Raw genomic sequence first — 17015 nt, 5'->3', positions numbered from 1 at the left:
AGTCCTTTCGAAAAGAAATTCAAATCTAATCAGCGGGCTCTTGCGGTCTGAATAAAATGGCCCACCAAGTTGGTGGGCCAAATATTAGTATGTTCTCTCAACATGAGACATCGGGCAAAAAGGTGTTTTAGTAGCTACAAAGTATGGTTTTGGTATTAGGTAATGCAGCGGCTTACTTCAAATACTTAACATGTGCTTCCATCTCTTCGCCGATTTCCTTACGCATGTTCATTAGGCGTACGGCTGAATCGCGAAGTTGAATATCTTCGTCTGTTTCTGGAATCCATTCTGGCACTTTGGTCGGTTTTCCATTGCCATCGACAGCAACCATGATCACGATACAGTGCGTAGTTAAGCGGTTGTTGAGTTCTTTGGGATCACTCGCTTGAACATCAATCGCAATGTGCATAGAAGAGCTACCAGTGTAGATAACCTTACCGGTGACTTCGACCAAGTTGCCGACAAAAATAGGTTCTACAAATCGGATACCGCCAGCATAGGCGGTGATACAGTATTTACCACTCCAACCCGCCGCACAGGCGTAGGCCGCTAAATCAATCCACTTCATCACGGCACCGCCGTGTACTTTACCCCCGAAGTTAACGTCTCCCGGTTCCGCTAAAAATCGCAATGTAATATCGCGTTGTCCACTGCTCATAGTGTGTACATCCTTATTTGTTATCATTCTTGTTTGATAACAAAGTTGTCAAATAACTGCAACATATATATAGAAAGGTAGCCTATATCCGATTAAATATCGGTCAAGCGTAGTTTTTCAGTGGTATCGAGAGACGAAAAAAACGGCTGAACTCGTCAGCCGTTTAGTGGTTTGGGGGAACCTTAAGGAGCAGTCTAAGGTGTTACTTACGCACTTCTTCACATTCGCCTTCAATGACGTTGGCTTGTTGAGGTTGCTCGAACGGAGAAGCGTAACCTTGTTGCTTCATTTGTTTTTGAATACGTTTGCCAGTGATTAGCGCAGCAATTGCGAGTGGAATAGCCATCAACAAGCTGAAGATAAGTGCAAACATACCAGTGACAAGTGCAATGATACCTACAAAAAATCGACTCATAATCTTTACCTCATTTCGTTATGTATAGGCTAACAAAGTCAATATGAATGAAACATGAACAACTCATTGTGAGTCATAAAGACATAATGATGTGCTTTATCCCCTGATTTTTGTAGGTCTATTTGACCTTTGTAAAAATGTGGGAAATAGTCTTTTCATTAAAAATCAGCGAGTTATGTTTTGGCACGCAATATGCCATAGAGGGTTCAGAAATAATCATTGTAAGCCAAGTACTTACTATAATAATTGGAGCCCAAATATGTTCTGTATTCAGTGTGAACAAACTATTCAAACCCCGACTGTTAAGGGGTGTTCTTTTGCGCAAGGTATGTGCGGTAAAACGTCAGAAGTATCTGATCTACAAGACGTTCTCGTCCACTCCTTACAAGGTGTGTCTTTCTGGGCCAATTTAGGCCGTTCATGTGGTGTGATTGTACGCGAAGTAGATGAATGGGCACCACAAGCTTTCTTTGCCACTCTGACGAACGTTAACTTCGACCCTGAGCGCATTATCGAGTTTGCTCAGAAGTCACATCAATACAAGGTTGAGTTAGAAGAAAAAGTACGCGCAGCTGCTTTAGTTACTGGGTTCGAAATTCCAGAGTTATCACCTGCTGCGCAGTTTAACCTGCCGACTGAACCAGAAGCTTTGCTTGCACTTGCCCCTCAAGCGGCGGTAAACCGTGGTAAAGAGTCGCAGCATGAAGATGTCATCGGATTGCGTTTACTTTGCCTGTATGGGTTGAAAGGTGCTGCAGCTTATATGGAACACGCTCGTGTTCTTGGTCAAACTGACGAACAGATTCAAGGTGAATATCACCAAATTATGGCATTGCTTGGGACCGACCCGACAGACCTACAGCAACTGCTCGATACCTCAATGCAGATCGGCTTGATGAACTACAAAGTGATGGAGATGCTGGATAAAGGTGAAACAGACACGTTCGGCCACCCAGAGCCGACGGCAGTGAATGTAAAAACGGTAAAAGGGCACTGTATTCTTGTTTCAGGGCATGACCTACACGATCTAGAGAAGATTCTGCAACAAACTGAAGGTAAGGGCATAAACGTTTACACCAATGGTGAGATGCTGCCAGCACATGGCTATCCAGAACTGAAGAAGTATCCGCATCTAGTGGGTAACTACGGCAGTGCGTGGCAAAACCAGCAGAAGGAATTTGCTAACTTCCCAGGTGCGATTGTGATGACATCAAACTGCTTGCTTAACCCGAATGTCGGCCAATACGCTGATCGCCTGTTCACTCGCAGTATCGTTGGCTGGCCTGGTGTCGCTCACGTTGAAGGTGATGATTTCAGCCAAGTGATTGAGTGTGCGCTAGCGCAGCCGGGATTCCAGCACGATGAAATCGAGCAGATGATCACGGTAGGGTTTGGTCGTAATGCTCTGATGGAAGCGGCTCCGGCTGTTATCGACCAAGTGAAGGAAGGCAATATCAAGCACTTCTTCTTAGTGGGAGGCTGTGATGGTGATAAGTCAGAACGCAGCTACTACACCGACTTTACTGCTCAAGCACCAGAGGACACGCTTATTCTCACCCTTGCGTGTGGTAAGTTCCGCTTCAACAAGAACCAATTTGGCGACATTAATGGCATTCCACGCTTGTTGGATGTAGGTCAATGTAACGATGCATATTCTGCGATTCAGTTGGCGTTGGCACTCTCTAAGGAGTTTGATTGCGGGATCAACGAACTGCCGTTGACTCTTGTGCTTTCTTGGTTTGAGCAAAAAGCGATCGTAATCTTGCTGACGCTATTCGCACTAGGCGTGAAAGGTATTTACACCGGTCCGACTGCGCCAGCATTCTTGACTGATAACTTACTGAAAATTATCCAAGAGCAGTTCGATATGCGAGCGATTTCATCGCCAGAGCAAGACTTAGCAACTATTTTGGAAGCCGTAGCTTAACTCCCCAAAGTAAAGAGCCTCCCATGAGGCTCTTTTCTCCATGAATCATTGAGAGGTTTGCACTATGCAAGCGTGGCTAGACAACGAAGCGCTAGAACTTGTCTGTGTCCGAAAGTGGTATGAAACACCCGATACGGTCAGCCTAGAGCTGAGCAGTAGAAATTCCGATGTCAGGTTTGATTTCAAGCCGGGACAATTCATCACCTTAGGCGTCAATATGCCCGAGAAACTAGACTATCGAGCCTATTCGATAAGCTCTCGTCCGGGGGAAAAACAACTGAAGCTGACCATCAAACGTGTAGAAGGAGGACTCGTCTCCAACTACATGGTTGACCATTTCGATGAAGGTGATGAAGTGGACGTGCTAAAGCCGGCTGGGGCTTTTAATAGCGTAGATTGCCTGCCTTCTAAATCGAATAGAGTCACATTGGTGAGTGCTGGTTGCGGAATCACGCCTGTTATGGCGATGACTCAGCAATGGCTTGCGACCAATGAAAATATTGATATCGATTTTATTCATATGGCGCGCAGTAGAGAAGAAACCATCTACTATCATGAGTTACTTGCGCTGGAAGCAGAGCATGAGAATTTTCATCTTAGGTTGCTGCTTAAAGACGCGAGCAACACACAATGCCCACAAGGTCGATTAGATAAAAACTGGTTGTTGAAACTGAGCCCAGATATTCAAGAGCGTACAGTGTACCTATGTGGCCCAGTTGGGTTCATGCAGGATGTTGAGCGTTACCTCACTGAAATCGATTTTGACATGGCTAATTTCTACCAGGAAAGCTTTACCCCTAAAGCGTCAGAAATTATGGATTCGACAGCCGATACTGGTTCATCGAGTGTGAAAGTGGTGGTGCCTGATTTTGGCGTTGAATTCGCGGCTGACAAAGGCAGTGCTTTGATTGATTCGTTAGAGCAAGCCGGAGTACCGGTTATTGCGGCTTGCCGAAGTGGTATCTGTGGATCGTGTAAGTGTAAGGTGAACAAAGGTGAGGTGGTAAGCAGCAGTACTGAAACTCTCACCGAAGAAGAGATCGCTCAAGGGTATGTACTCGCCTGTTCGAGCCAAGTGCAGTCGGATGTCGAGGTGAGCCTCGGGTAGCTTTGTTTATTGGTGCACTTTGTTTATTGATGCACTTTGAAGCTCATAGTAGAAGTGAAAAAAGAGCCATTGCTTGTTCTAGAATCAGCAATGGCTCATGTGATTTTAGCAAATTATCTTAATGGGTTAGTCGCCCAAAGGCTGCCTGTCACCACCGCCTCGGTGCGAGTCTAACGCTACCTTAAGCCTTCTGAGTTTGTCTCTTGAACGGTTCTTATGATTCACCGCAAGGCCCATTGAAATCACATCGACAAGTGCCAACATGGCGTAACGAGACGCAGACGGCTTATAAATAAAATCCGTTTCCATGTGCTTAATGGGTAGGACAATATCAGCGGTTTTGGCAAGCGGCGTGTCTTGAGGGGTAATTGCGATGACTTTCAAGCCGTACTGTTTGGCAAGCTCTGCTGTTTCGGTAATCACAGGTGTGAAACCCGTCGCCGATATCATCACCATCACGTCACTAGCGTCCGCAGTCGCTGCTACCATGCGAGACATTAAGCCATCGTTATAGGCAACAACTGGATAACCTAAGCGGAACAAACGGTGTTGAAGTTCTTGTGAAGCGATAGTTGAGCCACCACCCATGCCAATAGCGATGATCTGTCTAGCATTATGTAACCAGTGGACTGCTGTCTCGACATCCTGTTCGTTAAACAGAGTTCGATTAATATCTAAGCTTTGCTTAATCGACTCATAAATACCTTGATAGCCCGTTTGATCGACTGGCTCTAAGATGAATCGTTGCCCAACGGTGAGGGTTTGAGCCAACTTAATTTTCATGTCGCGAACATTGCTACATCCGACTGCTTTGGCGAAGCGGGTGATGGTCGCTTCGCTGACCTCTGCACTCTCAGCGAGCTCAGTAATGCTGGCATTGGCTGCGAAATTAATGTCGTCCATGATCAATTTGGCGACTTTCTTTTCTGCATCACGAAGAGCCGGAAATCGTTCCGTTATCTGTGAAATGATGTCTACTTCTAAACTCAAGAATCCAGATCCTTTTTAGGGGGCTATCAAACTAGCCCCAGTATATCGTATTAATGGTGGGTTAAAAGCACGTCTCTACCCAGTGTGTTACTCGGTGCTGGTCATCACTGACTGCGATGTAACGCCATTTATCGAAAGTTAGGCACGGATGCGAAGTAGAAAAGGCAATAACATCGCCAACTTGAATGTCGCTGCTTTCATCAACTTCTACAAATGTGTGTTGATCCATTACGGCGGTTGAAGTGAGCCCATTTACAGAAATCGCTTCACCATTGCGATAGCCGCGTTCCGCGATAGGTAGCCCAGCATCGAACGCAACATCTCGCTTGCCTAGCCCAACCACTAACTTGGTTGGCTCCGGCCTAGAAATAACGTACGCCCAAACCTCAAGCGCGGATTCGAGATCGCCGCCTAATTCGCAGGCGTAACCTTGGTTATTCTGAGCACGCTGCATGACTTTACTTTGTGCATCTAGGTAAATGCCTGTGTCGTGAATCGCATAGCACCCAGGGCGGATGATCGCGACACAGTGAGTTAGGTTAGCCAAACATTCAGCAACAACGTCATACCATGCTGAGCCTGCGCCAGTAATGATTGGTTTTTCATGCACTAGGCCATCAAGAGACAGGCTTTGTACCAGGTTCAACGTCTGATTCAGGAATGCACGGATGTCTTGTTCAGCATTATCACCGTGAATGACGCCTTCATACACTTCGATACCGGCCAAACTAATGGAAGGCATACCTTGAATGGCATCGGCTAGCTCCATCACTTCTTCTGGGGTACGACATCCACAGCGACCGCCTTCAACCCCAAACTCGATCAGTACGTTAAGCGTTTGGTTTCGCTTAGAAAAGAACGAGTCCAGTTGGTCGAGGTTTGCCAACGAATCAACACAGCAATAGAGGTCGACATCAAAGTCATTCATTAATTGTTCAATGATGGCCATGTTGGTTTTACCGACTAACTGGTTGGCCATAATGATGTGTTTAGCACCAGACATAGCAGCAACTTCCGCTTGAGCTGGTGTAGCCACGGTGACTCCCCACGCTCCACCTTGGAGCTGTTGGTGAAAGAAACTTGGTGTCATGGTGGTTTTGCCATGTGGACACAGCTTCACTTGATGATGGTTGGCGAATGTTTGCATCCAACTGATGTTGTTGGTGAGTGCTGATTGTTTGATTACTGCGGCAGGTAGCGAAATTTCTTCATCAACAAGGCTGTAACTGTCGTGATTAGACTGTGATACAGCTCGCCCTTTTTGGCCTTTTTCGACTAATACAAAACTATCATTCTGATAGTTTCTAACATTTTCTTGGGTAGGGTTATGTTTCATTGTTGATTCCTAACATGGTTTAAGTTGTTGTATTTTAATGGTTAAAACTATCTATAACTTTGTTTGTGGTAGAAACTATCACACAATTTAAAATATTTTGTGTGTATTGTCACTGAAAACCGTAGGGGATCTTTTTAAGATGGCCACATCAAAACAGCGGGTTGAGAGAGTGATAAATGTTGTTCGATACCATAATTAAAAACGTAGAGGTGTTTGATGGCACCGGCGAACAAGCGTTTTGTGCAGATGTAGCAATCCGAGACGGAAAAATTGTCGAGATCGGCGAAGTCGATCACGAAGACTGTGGTCAACTTATTGAAGGTGCAGGCTTAGCTTTGGCACCGGGTTTCATCGATGTTCATACCCACGATGACACAAACGTGATTCGTTTCCCTGACTGCCTTCCAAAAATTAGTCAGGGTGTCACAACAGTGATCGTTGGTAACTGCGGTATCAGTGCGTCACCAACGGTATTGGCAGGCGATCCACCAGATCCAATGAACTTATTGGGTAAGAAAGACGATTTCAAATACCCAACCTTTGAAGCTTATGCAAAGGCGGTCGAACAAGCACAGCCAGCAGTTAACGTAGCGGCGTTAGTTGGCCATACCACACTGCGCAACCAAGTGATGGATGACTTACAGCGCACTGCGACTGAAGACGAAATTGCTCTGATGCAAACCAACCTAGATTTGGCGATGCAGCAAGGGGCGCTCGGTTTGAGCTCTGGTTTAGCCTATGCCAGCGCAAAGCAGGCAAACGCAAACGAAGTGATGCAATTGGCAACAGTACTGTCTGAGCATGGCGGTATCTACACCACTCACATGCGCACAGAATTCGAAGAAATTTTAAGTGCAATGGATGAAGCATTTGAGACTGGCCAATACGCAAAAGTACCTGTGGTGATTTCTCACCTTAAGTGTGCGGGTGCCGGTAACTGGGGACGCACTGTCGAAGTATTGGATCTAATGGATAAAGTCTCTGAGCATCAAGATGTGTCTTGTGATTGCTATCCGTATTCAGCCAGTTCTTCAACGCTGGACCTAAAACAGGTGACCGATGACTTCGACATCTTTATTACGTGGTCTGAAACCAAACCTGAGCATGCGGGCAAGACGTTAAAAGTCATTGCGGACGAAATGAACCTACCGCTGATGGACGCAGCTAAAGCCATCCAACCAGCAGGTGCGGTATATCACTGTATGGATGAAGACGATGTGAAGCGCGTACTTAAGTACAAACTGACCATGGTGGGTTCCGACGGTTTACCAAATGACCCTCATCCACACCCACGTTTATGGGGGACGTTCCCGAAAGTGCTTGGTCATTATTGTCGTGAAGAGCAGTTGTTCTCAATGGCTGAAGCCATTCACAAAATGACGGGCATGTCAGCTAAACGCTACAACCTAGCAGGGCGCGGTGAAATCCGCCAAGGTGCGTTTGCAGACTTAGTCTTGTTCGATCCAAACAATATTAAAGACACAGCAACGTTTGAAAATCCTATTTCAGTTGCCGATGGAATTGAAAGTGTCTTTGTAAATGGTGAGTTAACTTACCAAAAAGGAAAAGTTAAAAATAATCGCTCTGGTGTTTTTATTTATCGAAAATAATTGAATTAAATAAAAACAACAAATTAGTTTAAATAAATATATTGGAAATAAGACCAATATAATCTGTAAAGAAGTGGAGTTAAAAATGACTATTAAACGTTACGGTGTTGAAGGCGGTACTGGTACAGGTGGACAACATTTACCATTTGCACGTGCAACGGAAGCAGGTGGTTTCCTATACGTTTCTGGCCAAACGCCAATGACGGACGGTGAAGTTGTTGAAGGCGGCATCATCGATCAGTCTCGCCTAGCGATTCAGAACTGTGTCGACATCATGACTGAAGCGGGATACACACTAGAAGACGTTGTACACGTTAAAGTGGTTCTAACGGATTCACGCTACTTCCAATCATTCAACAAAGTGTTCAAAGAGTTCTTTGGCGCAAACCCACCGGCTCGCATTTGTATGGTGTGTGACCTTGTTGTAGATGTGAAAGTAGAAGTGGACGTAACCTGCTACCGCGAAGACCGTCGCTAATAATCATCTAAATCACAAATACCGATAAAGAGAGTGTTGGGGGATATATATCCCTGTTATTATCCACCAATACTCTCACCCTACATATTATAAATATTGCAGCAAATTCAATTAATACCGAAATAACTCGCTGCATATATATGGAATATAAAATAAATATAATTAAATTCAGGAATGAATTTCATATTTCACTGAGAGGTGTTCAATGAATAGCACGCTATTTCTTACAGGCTTTGGTCTGTATGTCTGTTTCTTAATTTGGTTAGGGTGGTTTGTTTCCCGTAACCAAAAATCTGGCGAAGATTTCTTATTGGGAGGTCGTGGCCTTCCATTATTCCTAGTACTTGGTACGACTGTTGCGACTATGGTGGGCACAGGTTCAAGTATGGGCGCAGTAGGCTTTGGCTATGCCAATGGCTGGGCTGGTGCTCTGTATGGAATCGGTGGTGCTATCGGTATCTTACTTCTGGCTCTTTGGTTTGCTCCAGTTCGTAAAATGAACTTTATGACCATGAGTGAAGAGTTGGCTTACTACGTGGGTGCGAATCGCATCGTGAAAAACATCGTTGGCTTATTGATCTTCATCGCTTCTATCGGCTGGTTAGGCGCGCACATTCTAGGTGGTGGTATGTACCTAGCTTGGATAGCAGATATCGACCTTAACCTTGCGAAAATCATTATCGCCGCAGCCTTTACTATCTACGTTGTTATCGGTGGTTACACAGCTGTAGTTTGGACGGATACGATTCAAGCCATCATCCTATTTGTTGGTTTCATTCTAATGGCTGTTCTGTCAGTTCAACACATCGGCGGCATGGATAACCTGTACGCAGCGATGGACCCAGCAGCGACTAGCTTCTTAGCGATTGAAAAACTTGGCATCATCCCAGCGGTTTCTCTGGCTGTGGTAATTGGTGTTGGTGTTCTGGCGACTCCTTCATTCCGTCAACGCATTTACTCAGGTAAAGATGTATCAACCATCCGTCGTTCATTTGTTGGCTCAGGTATTTTATACCTATTCTTCTCAATCATTCCTGCAATCATTGGTATGGCAGCGCATGCGATTGACCCAACGTTGGACAACCCTAACTTCTCGTTCCCATACATCGCGGCAACGGTACTGCCTGTAGGCATCGGTATGATTGTTTTGATTGCTGGCTTGTCTGCGACAATGTCTAGTGCGAGCTCAGACGCGATTGCGGGTGTATCTATCCTACTGCGCGACGTGTACGTCATGTTCACTGGCCGCGTGCCAAACAAAGAGTCAATGCTGAACTATTCTCGTCTAGCTCTTGTTGTGGTGATTGGTTTTGCACTTCTGTTCGCGCTGACGTCGAACGACATTATCGGCTACATCACTAAGATGATTTCAACGGTTATGTCTGGCATGTTCGTGTGCGGTATGTTGGGTCGCTTCTGGAGCCGCTACAACTGGCAAGGTGCGATTGCAACACTTGTGGGTGCATCGGTAGCGTCTTTCACAGTGATGCTAAATGCGGACTACACAGCATTCTGGGGTAACCCTGTGATTCCTTCATGTCTGTTTGCACTTGCCGCTGGTGTCGTAGTGAGTCTATGCACTCCTGCAAACGACGTGACGCCTGAAATGGCCAAAGCCATCCTTGACGATGAGCGCGCATTGATGGAAATGGAAATGTCTGAAACAGGCGTACTAGACGAAGACACGTCTTCTCAAAAGCCTGCAACTCAATCTAACTAACGATTAACTGTCTCCACAACTTTGGCTCTGCCAAGCAGAGCCGCTTTTTTTGAATTCTCTACATTAAGTTAAGGCTAGCTATGTCTGATTCTAACCTCAATATTGCATTTTTTGGCGAATGTATGGTCGAGATCAGCGGCACTCCGCTGAGCAAAAAATTCGGTGGCGACACCCTCAATACCGCACTATACCTAGCGCGTCTGACGCAACATCAGAATGTGTCGGTACATTATGCGATGGGCCTTGGCCACGATGAACTTTCGCAACGCATGATCGCCAATTGGCAGCAGGAAGGAATTGCTACAGAACTGGTCGAGTACATCGACAACAAACTACCAGGTTTATACATGGTGGAAACGGATGAGACGGGTGAACGTCACTTCCTTTACTGGAGAAATGACGCGGCAGCGAAGTTTTACTTTCAACGCGATGAATTAACCAAATTGGAAGTCGCTTTGGCAGAGAAACAGGTGTCAGCGGTTTACATCAGTGGTATCAGCCTTGCGATTCTTGATGAAAAATCGCGTGAGCGTTTAATGGTAGCGATTACCGAATTTTCGCATCAAGGTGGCAAAGTTATTTTCGATAACAACTACCGCCCTCAGTTATGGACCACAGCTCAAGCTCAGCTTTGGTATGGGCGTTTACTGCCGTTAGTCGACATCGCATTAATTACCGAAGATGACGACCAACTGGTGTGGGGCTCAGACGAAAGCGTTCAGGAACGCTGTTTACGCTTAGGTTGTAAGGAAGTTGTCATTAAGCGCGGCTGTGAGCCATGCAAAGTGATTGAACGTACCGCTGATGGTGAAAAAGAGCACTATGTATCGGCTACCAAAGTCACCAATGTGGTGGATACTTGCGCGGCGGGAGACTCATTCGCAGCGGGTTATCTAGCGGCCCGACTTACTGGTCAAAGTGCACCCGCATCGGCTGAACTAGGCCACAAGTTAGCGTCAATCGTTATTCAATATTCGGGGGCTATCATCCCTGCTAGTGCGATGAGTCACCTAGTGAACGAATCTAAATAGACGATCTCCGTGATTGTCAGTGATTAAAGAATAAGAAATACCGGAAAAATTATGTCTCAAGAAATTATCAATAAACTTAAGCAGTTCAAAGTCGTCCCTGTGATTCAAATTAACAAGGTTGAACACGCAGTTCCACTGGCAAAAGTGCTAGTGGAAAACGGCCTACCTGTTGCTGAAGTAACTTTCCGTACCGACGCAGCAGCGGCTGCAATTCGTGCCATGCGCGACGCGTATCCTGAAATGTGTATCGGTGCAGGTACGGTATTGACGGCCAAGCAAATTGACCTAGCGAAAGAAGCGGGCAGCGAGTTTGTTGTAGCGCCAGGTCTAAACCCAAATACGGTTCGCCGCTGCCAAGAAATTGGTATGCCGGTTGTTCCTGGTGTGAACAACCCAGGCCAAGTGGAACAAGCATTAGAGCTCGGCCTTACTTTCTTGAAGTTCTTCCCTGCAGAGGCGTCGGGTGGTATCAGCATGGTGAAATCTCTGCTTGCACCTTATGTTGATGTCTCATTCATGCCAACTGGTGGTATCGGTAAGCACAACGTGAACGATTATCTAGCGATTGATCGTGTTATCTGCTGTGGCGGTACTTGGATGGTGTCTCCATCTTTGATCGAGAACGAGCAGTGGGATGAAATCGGCCAATTAGTGAAAGAAGCTGTAGCATTAGTTAATTAATACCCAATATATTCCCAAAACAGTGGGTGTTAACTCTAATAAAATAGCCACTAATATTCATTAGTGGCTATATAAAAATAACAATAATAAGTCAGAACAAAAGGTAGTCTCCGTTTTTTAATTATCTAAGTGGTAACAATCTGCGCAATAAATATTGTGCGGAGGGTTTTTTATAATCTTAATATCGGTGAACTATGAAAAAAATAATCCCCCTAGGCCTTTTGACTTTATTACCTATGACCTCAATTGCTGGTGGTTATGTTGATTTAAGGGCTGAGTATCGCGATACAACCGATCAATACCGAAGTCGCTTCATTGTTGGTCATCACTTTGACAACGGTTATGGTCTGGAAACACTGACAAACGTTCGACATGCCGCTGGTGCTTACGACGAAACGAAAGTGATCAATACCGAGTTTACGCATTACTACACTCACGCGATAAACGACAATTTCACGCTTAACCCAGGCATCGTAATGAACTTCCAAGGTTCAAACACGTTCTTAATGCCTTATTTAAAGCTGAATTATAACTTCGATAATGGGCTGTTCGTTCATGGCCGTTACCGTTACGACTTCTCAACCGAAGCTTTGGTGAACGACTACGGCAATGAGGAAACGGCGAAGCGTAATCGATATGATATCTGGACAGGCTACAACACAGACAAGTATATGATTTCTTATGCATTCACGTACTTTGATCAGATCACGCACCATACAACAGAGCTAGCGACAGGCGATCTCAATGCCAGAGAGCACACGGTAAAAGCAGTATATAAATGGAAGCCTACAGTAAGACCGTATGCGGAAGTGGTGGACGCCGACAAAGTGGCAAGTCACGACTACAAAACAGACTGGCGTTTCCGTGTAGGTATTAACTTCTCATTTTAATTCAACTGGGCGTATTCCAGAGTGTGAGTACGCTCGGATAAACAAAATTCAATCAAATTTATATAGGAATATTAATAATGAAAAAAACTATATTATCACTATTGATTTCAGGCTCCGTAGTGACACCAATGGCTTTTGCAATGGCTCCAAATACTGATCTAAATTTAATGCCTTACCCACAATCGGTGGAATTAAAACAAGGGCAAGTGAATGTAGATGGTAATTTCAAAGTTTATATTAAAGGCTTTAATTCCGATCGTGTTGAATTCACCGCCAAACGATTTATTGAACGTCTAGAGCGCCAAACTGGTGTACCAATCTTAAACTGGCAAGTGGACAACGCTAAAGACGCTAACTTAATCATTGATATCAAGCGTGCTGCGAAGTCTGAAGTGCAGAACATTGATTCTGAAGAGTCGTACAAGATCACCACTCGCGGGGATCAAATAACTCTTAGCTCACCAAGCCCTTACGGTGCAATCCATGGTATTGAAACCATTCTGCAATTGGTAGAAACCACGGCGCAAGGCTACCATATTCCAGCAGTGACTATTGTTGATGAGCCACGTTTCCGTTGGCGTGGTGTTTCTTATGATACATCTCGTCACTTCATCGAGTTTGACGTGTTGTTACGCCAACTTGATGCGATGGCATCAGCAAAAATGAACGTCTTCCACTGGCACTTCTGGGACGATCAAGGCATTCGCATTCAAACAGACAGCTGGACGCGTCTATGGTCAGAAACGTCTGATGGCAACTACTACACCAAAGACCAAGTCCGCTATTTGGTTGAGTACGCGCGTAACTTAGGTATTCGAGTGATCCCAGAAGTATCGCTACCGGGTCACTCATCAGCTGTGGCTTACGCGTACCCACACCTGATGTCTGGTGGAGAAGGCCAAAGCTACGAGCAAGAGCGTGGCTGGGGCGTGTTCAAACCGCTTATGGATCCATTAAACCCAGAGTTATACGTCATGCTGGGCGATATCTTTGATGAAATGGTCGAGCTCTTCCCTGATGAGTACTTCCATATCGGTGGCGATGAGCCAGACTACGAACAGTGGATAAACAGCGAGAAGCATCAGAAGTTTATCAAAGACAATAATATTGATGGCGAGCGAGGCTTGCAGTCTTACCTCAACACAAAAGTAGAAAAGATGCTTTCTGAGCGCGGTAAGAAGATGACGGGCTGGGATGAGATTTGGCATAAAGATCTTCCTACTTCGATCGTTATTCAAAGCTGGCGTGGGCATGACAGTATTGGCCGAGCAGCAAAAGAGGGCTACCAAGGGATTCTTTCAACGGGTTACTACCTCGATCAGCCGCAGCCAACCAGTTACCATTACCGTAACGACCCAATGCCAACTGGTATCACTGTTGACGACAAGCTGCATGCAGGTGAGAAGTTCGTTACCTACGATTGGGTGAAACCACGTACCAAAGGTGGCCCGCGTACTGGTACATTGACCATTATTGAAGCAACAGACGGTACATTCCGCGCGTTTAGCGACTACAACGGTAAATCACGTGAAGAAATCTTCATTCTAGATTACGTACCAGGCAAGAAGTTTGTTGGCCACTTCGACAACTTCATGTCGTACACTGAGTTCAACCTAAAGCTTGATCAAAACGGTTTGGCAGATGGCAGCTACCAGTTGATTGGTAACGTACGCTGGCCTACAACGGGGGAAATCATTGCCAGCAGCGACATTGAAGGCAGCGTCATTCCTGAGCCAAATGGTGGCTATCCAGCAGAGCTGACCGAGAAAGAAAAAGAGCTAATTTTAGGTGGTGAAATCACCATCTGGCTTGAAATGAAAGACAGCCATACTGTTGAGCAGTACTTGTGGCCTCGCAGTTATGCAATTGCTGAGCGTTTTTGGTCGGATGCTGAGCTTACCGATGAGCGCAGCATGTATAAGCGTATGAAAGTAATGGACACTTGGTCTGAAGTATCGGTCGGTTTGCGTCACCACGCAAACGCAGATATGTTGCTGAAGCGCTTAGCGAAAGGGCAAGACATTAACGACCTACGCTTGCTTGCGAAGTACACTGAGCCAGCGCAGTACTATGCGCGTAACTGGGAGAAGTATATTTCTACTGAACCAAAAGGCACGCTTTACAGTCAGTACGAACGTCTAAACCGTTTTGTAGATGCACTGACGGTAGAAAGCTACGCAGTGTATGAAATGGAAGATTTGGTACGTGAAATCAGTACTGGTAACAAGCAAGCTCTTGAAAGCTTAGCAGAGCATTACCAGCAAGCTAAGGCTGGAGCAGTTGCGTCCAAGCCAATCTTTGCTAGTCATGTTGCGTCGGTAGACACTGTCGTAGTGGCAGAGAAAACCGAGCAAATCGCAAATCTAGGCTTGTCTCTGATAGCTAAAGCGCAAGCAGGTGAAACTATTCGTAAAGCCGATGTTGCTGCGTATCAATCTATCTTAGATGATGCAGCAATTATCTACGACGAAGCCATCATCGCGATTGTTCGTCCTACCGAAATGCTGCTTAAGCATATGAGCCAATAAATACCCCCAAACGTTGACTCTAAGAAAACCGCCTGCTCCTGGGCGGTTTTTTATTGGCGACAAAAAAGCCGCTTAACTCAGAGCTAAGCGGCAAGCACGGGGGTGTAGATATTATGATTATAAGAGTCCGAAGACTCGGGTGTTGTGGAGTCTAATTTTGTTCTCTACATCAATAGCGCTGTAGCGCCATTATGCAGGGTAAGTGGTGTAACGAACGCCCATCATTTGTTCCATACAGTGAACAACCTGACAGCTGTAGCCGAACTCGTTATCGTACCAAATGTACAATACACAGCGGCTATCTTGAGCAATCGTTGCCGCACCATCAACTACGCCAGCATGGCGAGATCCAACGAGATCGCTTGATACGATTTCAGTTGAGTCTGTGTAGTCAATTTGCGCAGCCATGTTTGACTTAAGTGCCATTTCACGAAGGTATTCGTTCAGCTCTTCTTTGTCGGTGCCCTTTTCAAGGTTTAGGTTCGCTACCGCCATAGATACGTTTGGAGTTGGCACGCGAATCGCGTTACCGGTTAGCTTGCCAGCTAGTTCTGGCAGTGCTTTTGCTACCGCTTTTGCCGCGCCAGTTTCAGTCAGAACCATGTTCAGTGATGCACTGCGACCACGACGTTCACCAGAGTGGAAGTTATCGATTAGGTTTTGATCGTTAGTGAACGAGTGAACTGTTTCAATGTGACCTGATGTTACACCGTACTTATCGTTAATCGCTTTCAGTACTGGTGTGATCGCATTAGTTGTACAACTTGCTGCAGAAATGATGGTGTCTTCTGCTTGGATAACGTCTTCGTTAACACCAAATACCACGTTCTTAATGTCGCCCTTACCAGGTGCTGTCAGCAGTACTTTCTGTGCGCCATTACATGCAACATGTTGGCTTAGACCTTCAGCGTCACGCCATACACCAGTGTTGTCCACGACGAGTGCGTCGTTAATGCCATAAGTGGTGTAGTCTATTTCTTCAGGTTTGTTTGCGTAGATAATTTGAATATAGTTACCGTTTGCAATCAGTGCTTTACGCTCTTCATCAACAATGATACTACCGTTGAATTGGCCGTGAACAGAGTCGCGACGAAGCAAGCTTGCACGTTTCTCCAAATCACCTTTTTTACCACCACGTACGACAATCGCACGTAAGCGAAGTGGGTAGCCTGGGCCGCTTTTCTCAATCATTAAGCGAGTAAGTAGTCGACCGATACGGCCGAAACCGTATAAAACAACATCACGAGGTTCTTTAACGGTCTGACCGTTCATTGCACCCATGAGTTTTGTGTGTAAAAAGTCTTTTAAACCGTGCTCATCATCGCGGTCTTTCCAGAATTCGTGAGCTAGCTGACCAACATCAACGCGACATGGAGACAGTTCCATTTCGGTTAAACATTTGATGATTGGTAGTGTTTGTTCTGGAGATAGTGCGTCACCTGTGTAGCGGCGAGCGATGCGGTGAGTCTTGATGATATCGATAGTTGCAGCGTTAACCAGTGTTTTTCCGAACAGGATAACTTCAACGCCTTTTTGACGATATAGCTGACCAAGAAGAGGGGAGATGGATTCGGCAATCGTTTGGCTAGTTTGCCAGTCTAGGAGATGTTTCTCTGGACTCATTGTTGCTTTGGACCTTTCAC

At 45.6% G+C, this 17015-nt stretch carries 14 protein-coding genes; 9 read left to right on the top strand and 5 right to left on the bottom strand.

What is annotated here, in order from left to right; genetic code table 11:
• Window positions 1-172: 172 nt before the first annotated feature.
• Both J4N42_RS20725 and J4N42_RS20720 read right to left on the bottom strand, forming a co-directional pair.
• Complete coding sequence (locus J4N42_RS20725) at window positions 173-658, bottom strand: acyl-CoA thioesterase (protein ID WP_252031887.1); 486 nt, start codon at window positions 656-658, stop codon at window positions 173-175.
• A 202-nt stretch (window positions 659-860) separates the two neighbouring features.
• Window positions 861-1073 carry a hemolysin E gene (locus J4N42_RS20720; protein ID WP_252031884.1) on the bottom strand — a complete coding sequence of 71 codons (213 nt, stop codon included), beginning with the start codon at window positions 1071-1073 and terminating at the stop codon, window positions 861-863.
• Between the two features lie 259 nt (window positions 1074-1332).
• On the opposite strand from J4N42_RS20720, the gene hcp reads away from it, so the two are divergent.
• Together hcp and J4N42_RS20710 are read left to right on the top strand one after the other, a co-directional pair.
• Window positions 1333-3000, top strand: a complete 1668-nt coding sequence (gene hcp / locus J4N42_RS20715; RefSeq protein ID WP_252031881.1) for a hydroxylamine reductase — start codon at window positions 1333-1335, stop codon at window positions 2998-3000.
• A gap of 64 nt (window positions 3001-3064) precedes the next feature.
• Window positions 3065-4108 carry an FAD-binding oxidoreductase gene (locus tag J4N42_RS20710; protein ID WP_252031878.1) on the top strand — a complete coding sequence of 348 codons (1044 nt, stop codon included), beginning with the start codon at window positions 3065-3067 and terminating at the stop codon, window positions 4106-4108.
• Between the two features lie 126 nt (window positions 4109-4234).
• Here J4N42_RS20710 and J4N42_RS20705 read toward each other — a convergent pair whose 3' ends face one another.
• Together J4N42_RS20705 and J4N42_RS20700 are read right to left on the bottom strand one after the other, a co-directional pair.
• On the bottom strand, window positions 4235-5098 hold the full coding sequence (locus J4N42_RS20705; RefSeq protein WP_252031875.1) for a MurR/RpiR family transcriptional regulator: 864 nt from the start codon (window positions 5096-5098) through the stop codon (window positions 4235-4237).
• Between the two features lie 61 nt (window positions 5099-5159).
• Entirely contained in the window at window positions 5160-6434 is a 1275-nt protein-coding gene (locus tag J4N42_RS20700; protein ID WP_252031873.1) for an amino acid deaminase, read from the bottom strand.
• A gap of 176 nt (window positions 6435-6610) precedes the next feature.
• On the opposite strand from J4N42_RS20700, the gene J4N42_RS20695 reads away from it, so the two are divergent.
• The 7 genes from J4N42_RS20695 (at window position 6611) to J4N42_RS20665 (ending at window position 15372) form a co-directional block, all read left to right on the top strand.
• Window positions 6611-8044: an N-acyl-D-amino-acid deacylase family protein gene (locus J4N42_RS20695; protein ID WP_252031870.1), complete on the top strand. Its 1434-nt coding sequence runs from the start codon at window positions 6611-6613 to the stop codon at window positions 8042-8044.
• Between the two features lie 85 nt (window positions 8045-8129).
• Entirely contained in the window at window positions 8130-8522 is a 393-nt protein-coding gene (locus tag J4N42_RS20690; RefSeq protein ID WP_252031868.1) for a RidA family protein, read from the top strand.
• Between the two features lie 205 nt (window positions 8523-8727).
• Window positions 8728-10242: a sodium:solute symporter family protein gene (locus J4N42_RS20685; RefSeq protein WP_252031865.1), complete on the top strand. Its 1515-nt coding sequence runs from the start codon at window positions 8728-8730 to the stop codon at window positions 10240-10242.
• An 80-nt stretch (window positions 10243-10322) separates the two neighbouring features.
• Window positions 10323-11273 (top strand): sugar kinase, encoded by a 951-nt coding sequence (locus J4N42_RS20680; RefSeq protein WP_252031862.1) that lies wholly within the window; start codon window positions 10323-10325, stop codon window positions 11271-11273.
• Between the two features lie 51 nt (window positions 11274-11324).
• Complete coding sequence (locus tag J4N42_RS20675) at window positions 11325-11954, top strand: bifunctional 4-hydroxy-2-oxoglutarate aldolase/2-dehydro-3-deoxy-phosphogluconate aldolase (protein ID WP_252031859.1); 630 nt, start codon at window positions 11325-11327, stop codon at window positions 11952-11954.
• Between the two features lie 194 nt (window positions 11955-12148).
• Window positions 12149-12844, top strand: coding sequence for an oligogalacturonate-specific porin KdgM family protein (locus tag J4N42_RS20670; RefSeq protein ID WP_252031856.1), 696 nt, complete (start codon window positions 12149-12151; stop codon window positions 12842-12844).
• Window positions 12845-12921: 77 nt separating this feature from the next.
• Window positions 12922-15372, top strand: coding sequence for a family 20 glycosylhydrolase (locus J4N42_RS20665; protein WP_252031854.1), 2451 nt, complete (start codon window positions 12922-12924; stop codon window positions 15370-15372).
• 189 nt (window positions 15373-15561) lie between these two features.
• Here J4N42_RS20665 and J4N42_RS20660 read toward each other — a convergent pair whose 3' ends face one another.
• The gene (locus tag J4N42_RS20660; protein WP_252031852.1) at window positions 15562-16995 is read right to left on the bottom strand and encodes a glyceraldehyde-3-phosphate dehydrogenase; all 1434 of its coding nucleotides are present in this window, start codon (window positions 16993-16995) and stop codon (window positions 15562-15564) included.
• Between the last annotated feature and the right edge of the window lie 20 nt (window positions 16996-17015).

It is taken from the genome of Vibrio sp. SCSIO 43135, from assembly GCF_023716665.1.
In the GTDB taxonomy this organism is placed as follows: domain Bacteria; phylum Pseudomonadota; class Gammaproteobacteria; order Enterobacterales; family Vibrionaceae; genus Vibrio; species Vibrio paucivorans.
This window is presented reverse-complemented; position numbering and strand designations above follow the sequence as displayed.

Excerpts from the sequence above, each read along its gene's own strand:
- J4N42_RS20725 (WP_252031887.1), bottom strand. The coding sequence starts at position 658 with ATGAGCAGTGGACAACGCGATATTACATTGCGATTTTTAGCGGAACCG.
- J4N42_RS20720 (WP_252031884.1), bottom strand. The coding sequence starts at position 1,073 with ATGAGTCGATTTTTTGTAGGTATCATTGCACTTGTCACTGGTATGTTT.
- hcp (WP_252031881.1), top strand. The coding sequence starts at position 1,333 with ATGTTCTGTATTCAGTGTGAACAAACTATTCAAACCCCGACTGTTAAG.
- J4N42_RS20710 (WP_252031878.1), top strand. The coding sequence starts at position 3,065 with ATGCAAGCGTGGCTAGACAACGAAGCGCTAGAACTTGTCTGTGTCCGA.
- J4N42_RS20700 (WP_252031873.1), bottom strand. The coding sequence starts at position 6,434 with ATGAAACATAACCCTACCCAAGAAAATGTTAGAAACTATCAGAATGAT.
- J4N42_RS20695 (WP_252031870.1), top strand. The coding sequence starts at position 6,611 with ATGTTGTTCGATACCATAATTAAAAACGTAGAGGTGTTTGATGGCACC.
- J4N42_RS20690 (WP_252031868.1), top strand. The coding sequence starts at position 8,130 with ATGACTATTAAACGTTACGGTGTTGAAGGCGGTACTGGTACAGGTGGA.
- J4N42_RS20685 (WP_252031865.1), top strand. The coding sequence starts at position 8,728 with ATGAATAGCACGCTATTTCTTACAGGCTTTGGTCTGTATGTCTGTTTC.
- J4N42_RS20680 (WP_252031862.1), top strand. The coding sequence starts at position 10,323 with ATGTCTGATTCTAACCTCAATATTGCATTTTTTGGCGAATGTATGGTC.
- J4N42_RS20675 (WP_252031859.1), top strand. The coding sequence starts at position 11,325 with ATGTCTCAAGAAATTATCAATAAACTTAAGCAGTTCAAAGTCGTCCCT.
- J4N42_RS20670 (WP_252031856.1), top strand. The coding sequence starts at position 12,149 with ATGAAAAAAATAATCCCCCTAGGCCTTTTGACTTTATTACCTATGACC.
- J4N42_RS20665 (WP_252031854.1), top strand. The coding sequence starts at position 12,922 with ATGAAAAAAACTATATTATCACTATTGATTTCAGGCTCCGTAGTGACA.
- J4N42_RS20660 (WP_252031852.1), bottom strand. The coding sequence starts at position 16,995 with ATGAGTCCAGAGAAACATCTCCTAGACTGGCAAACTAGCCAAACGATT.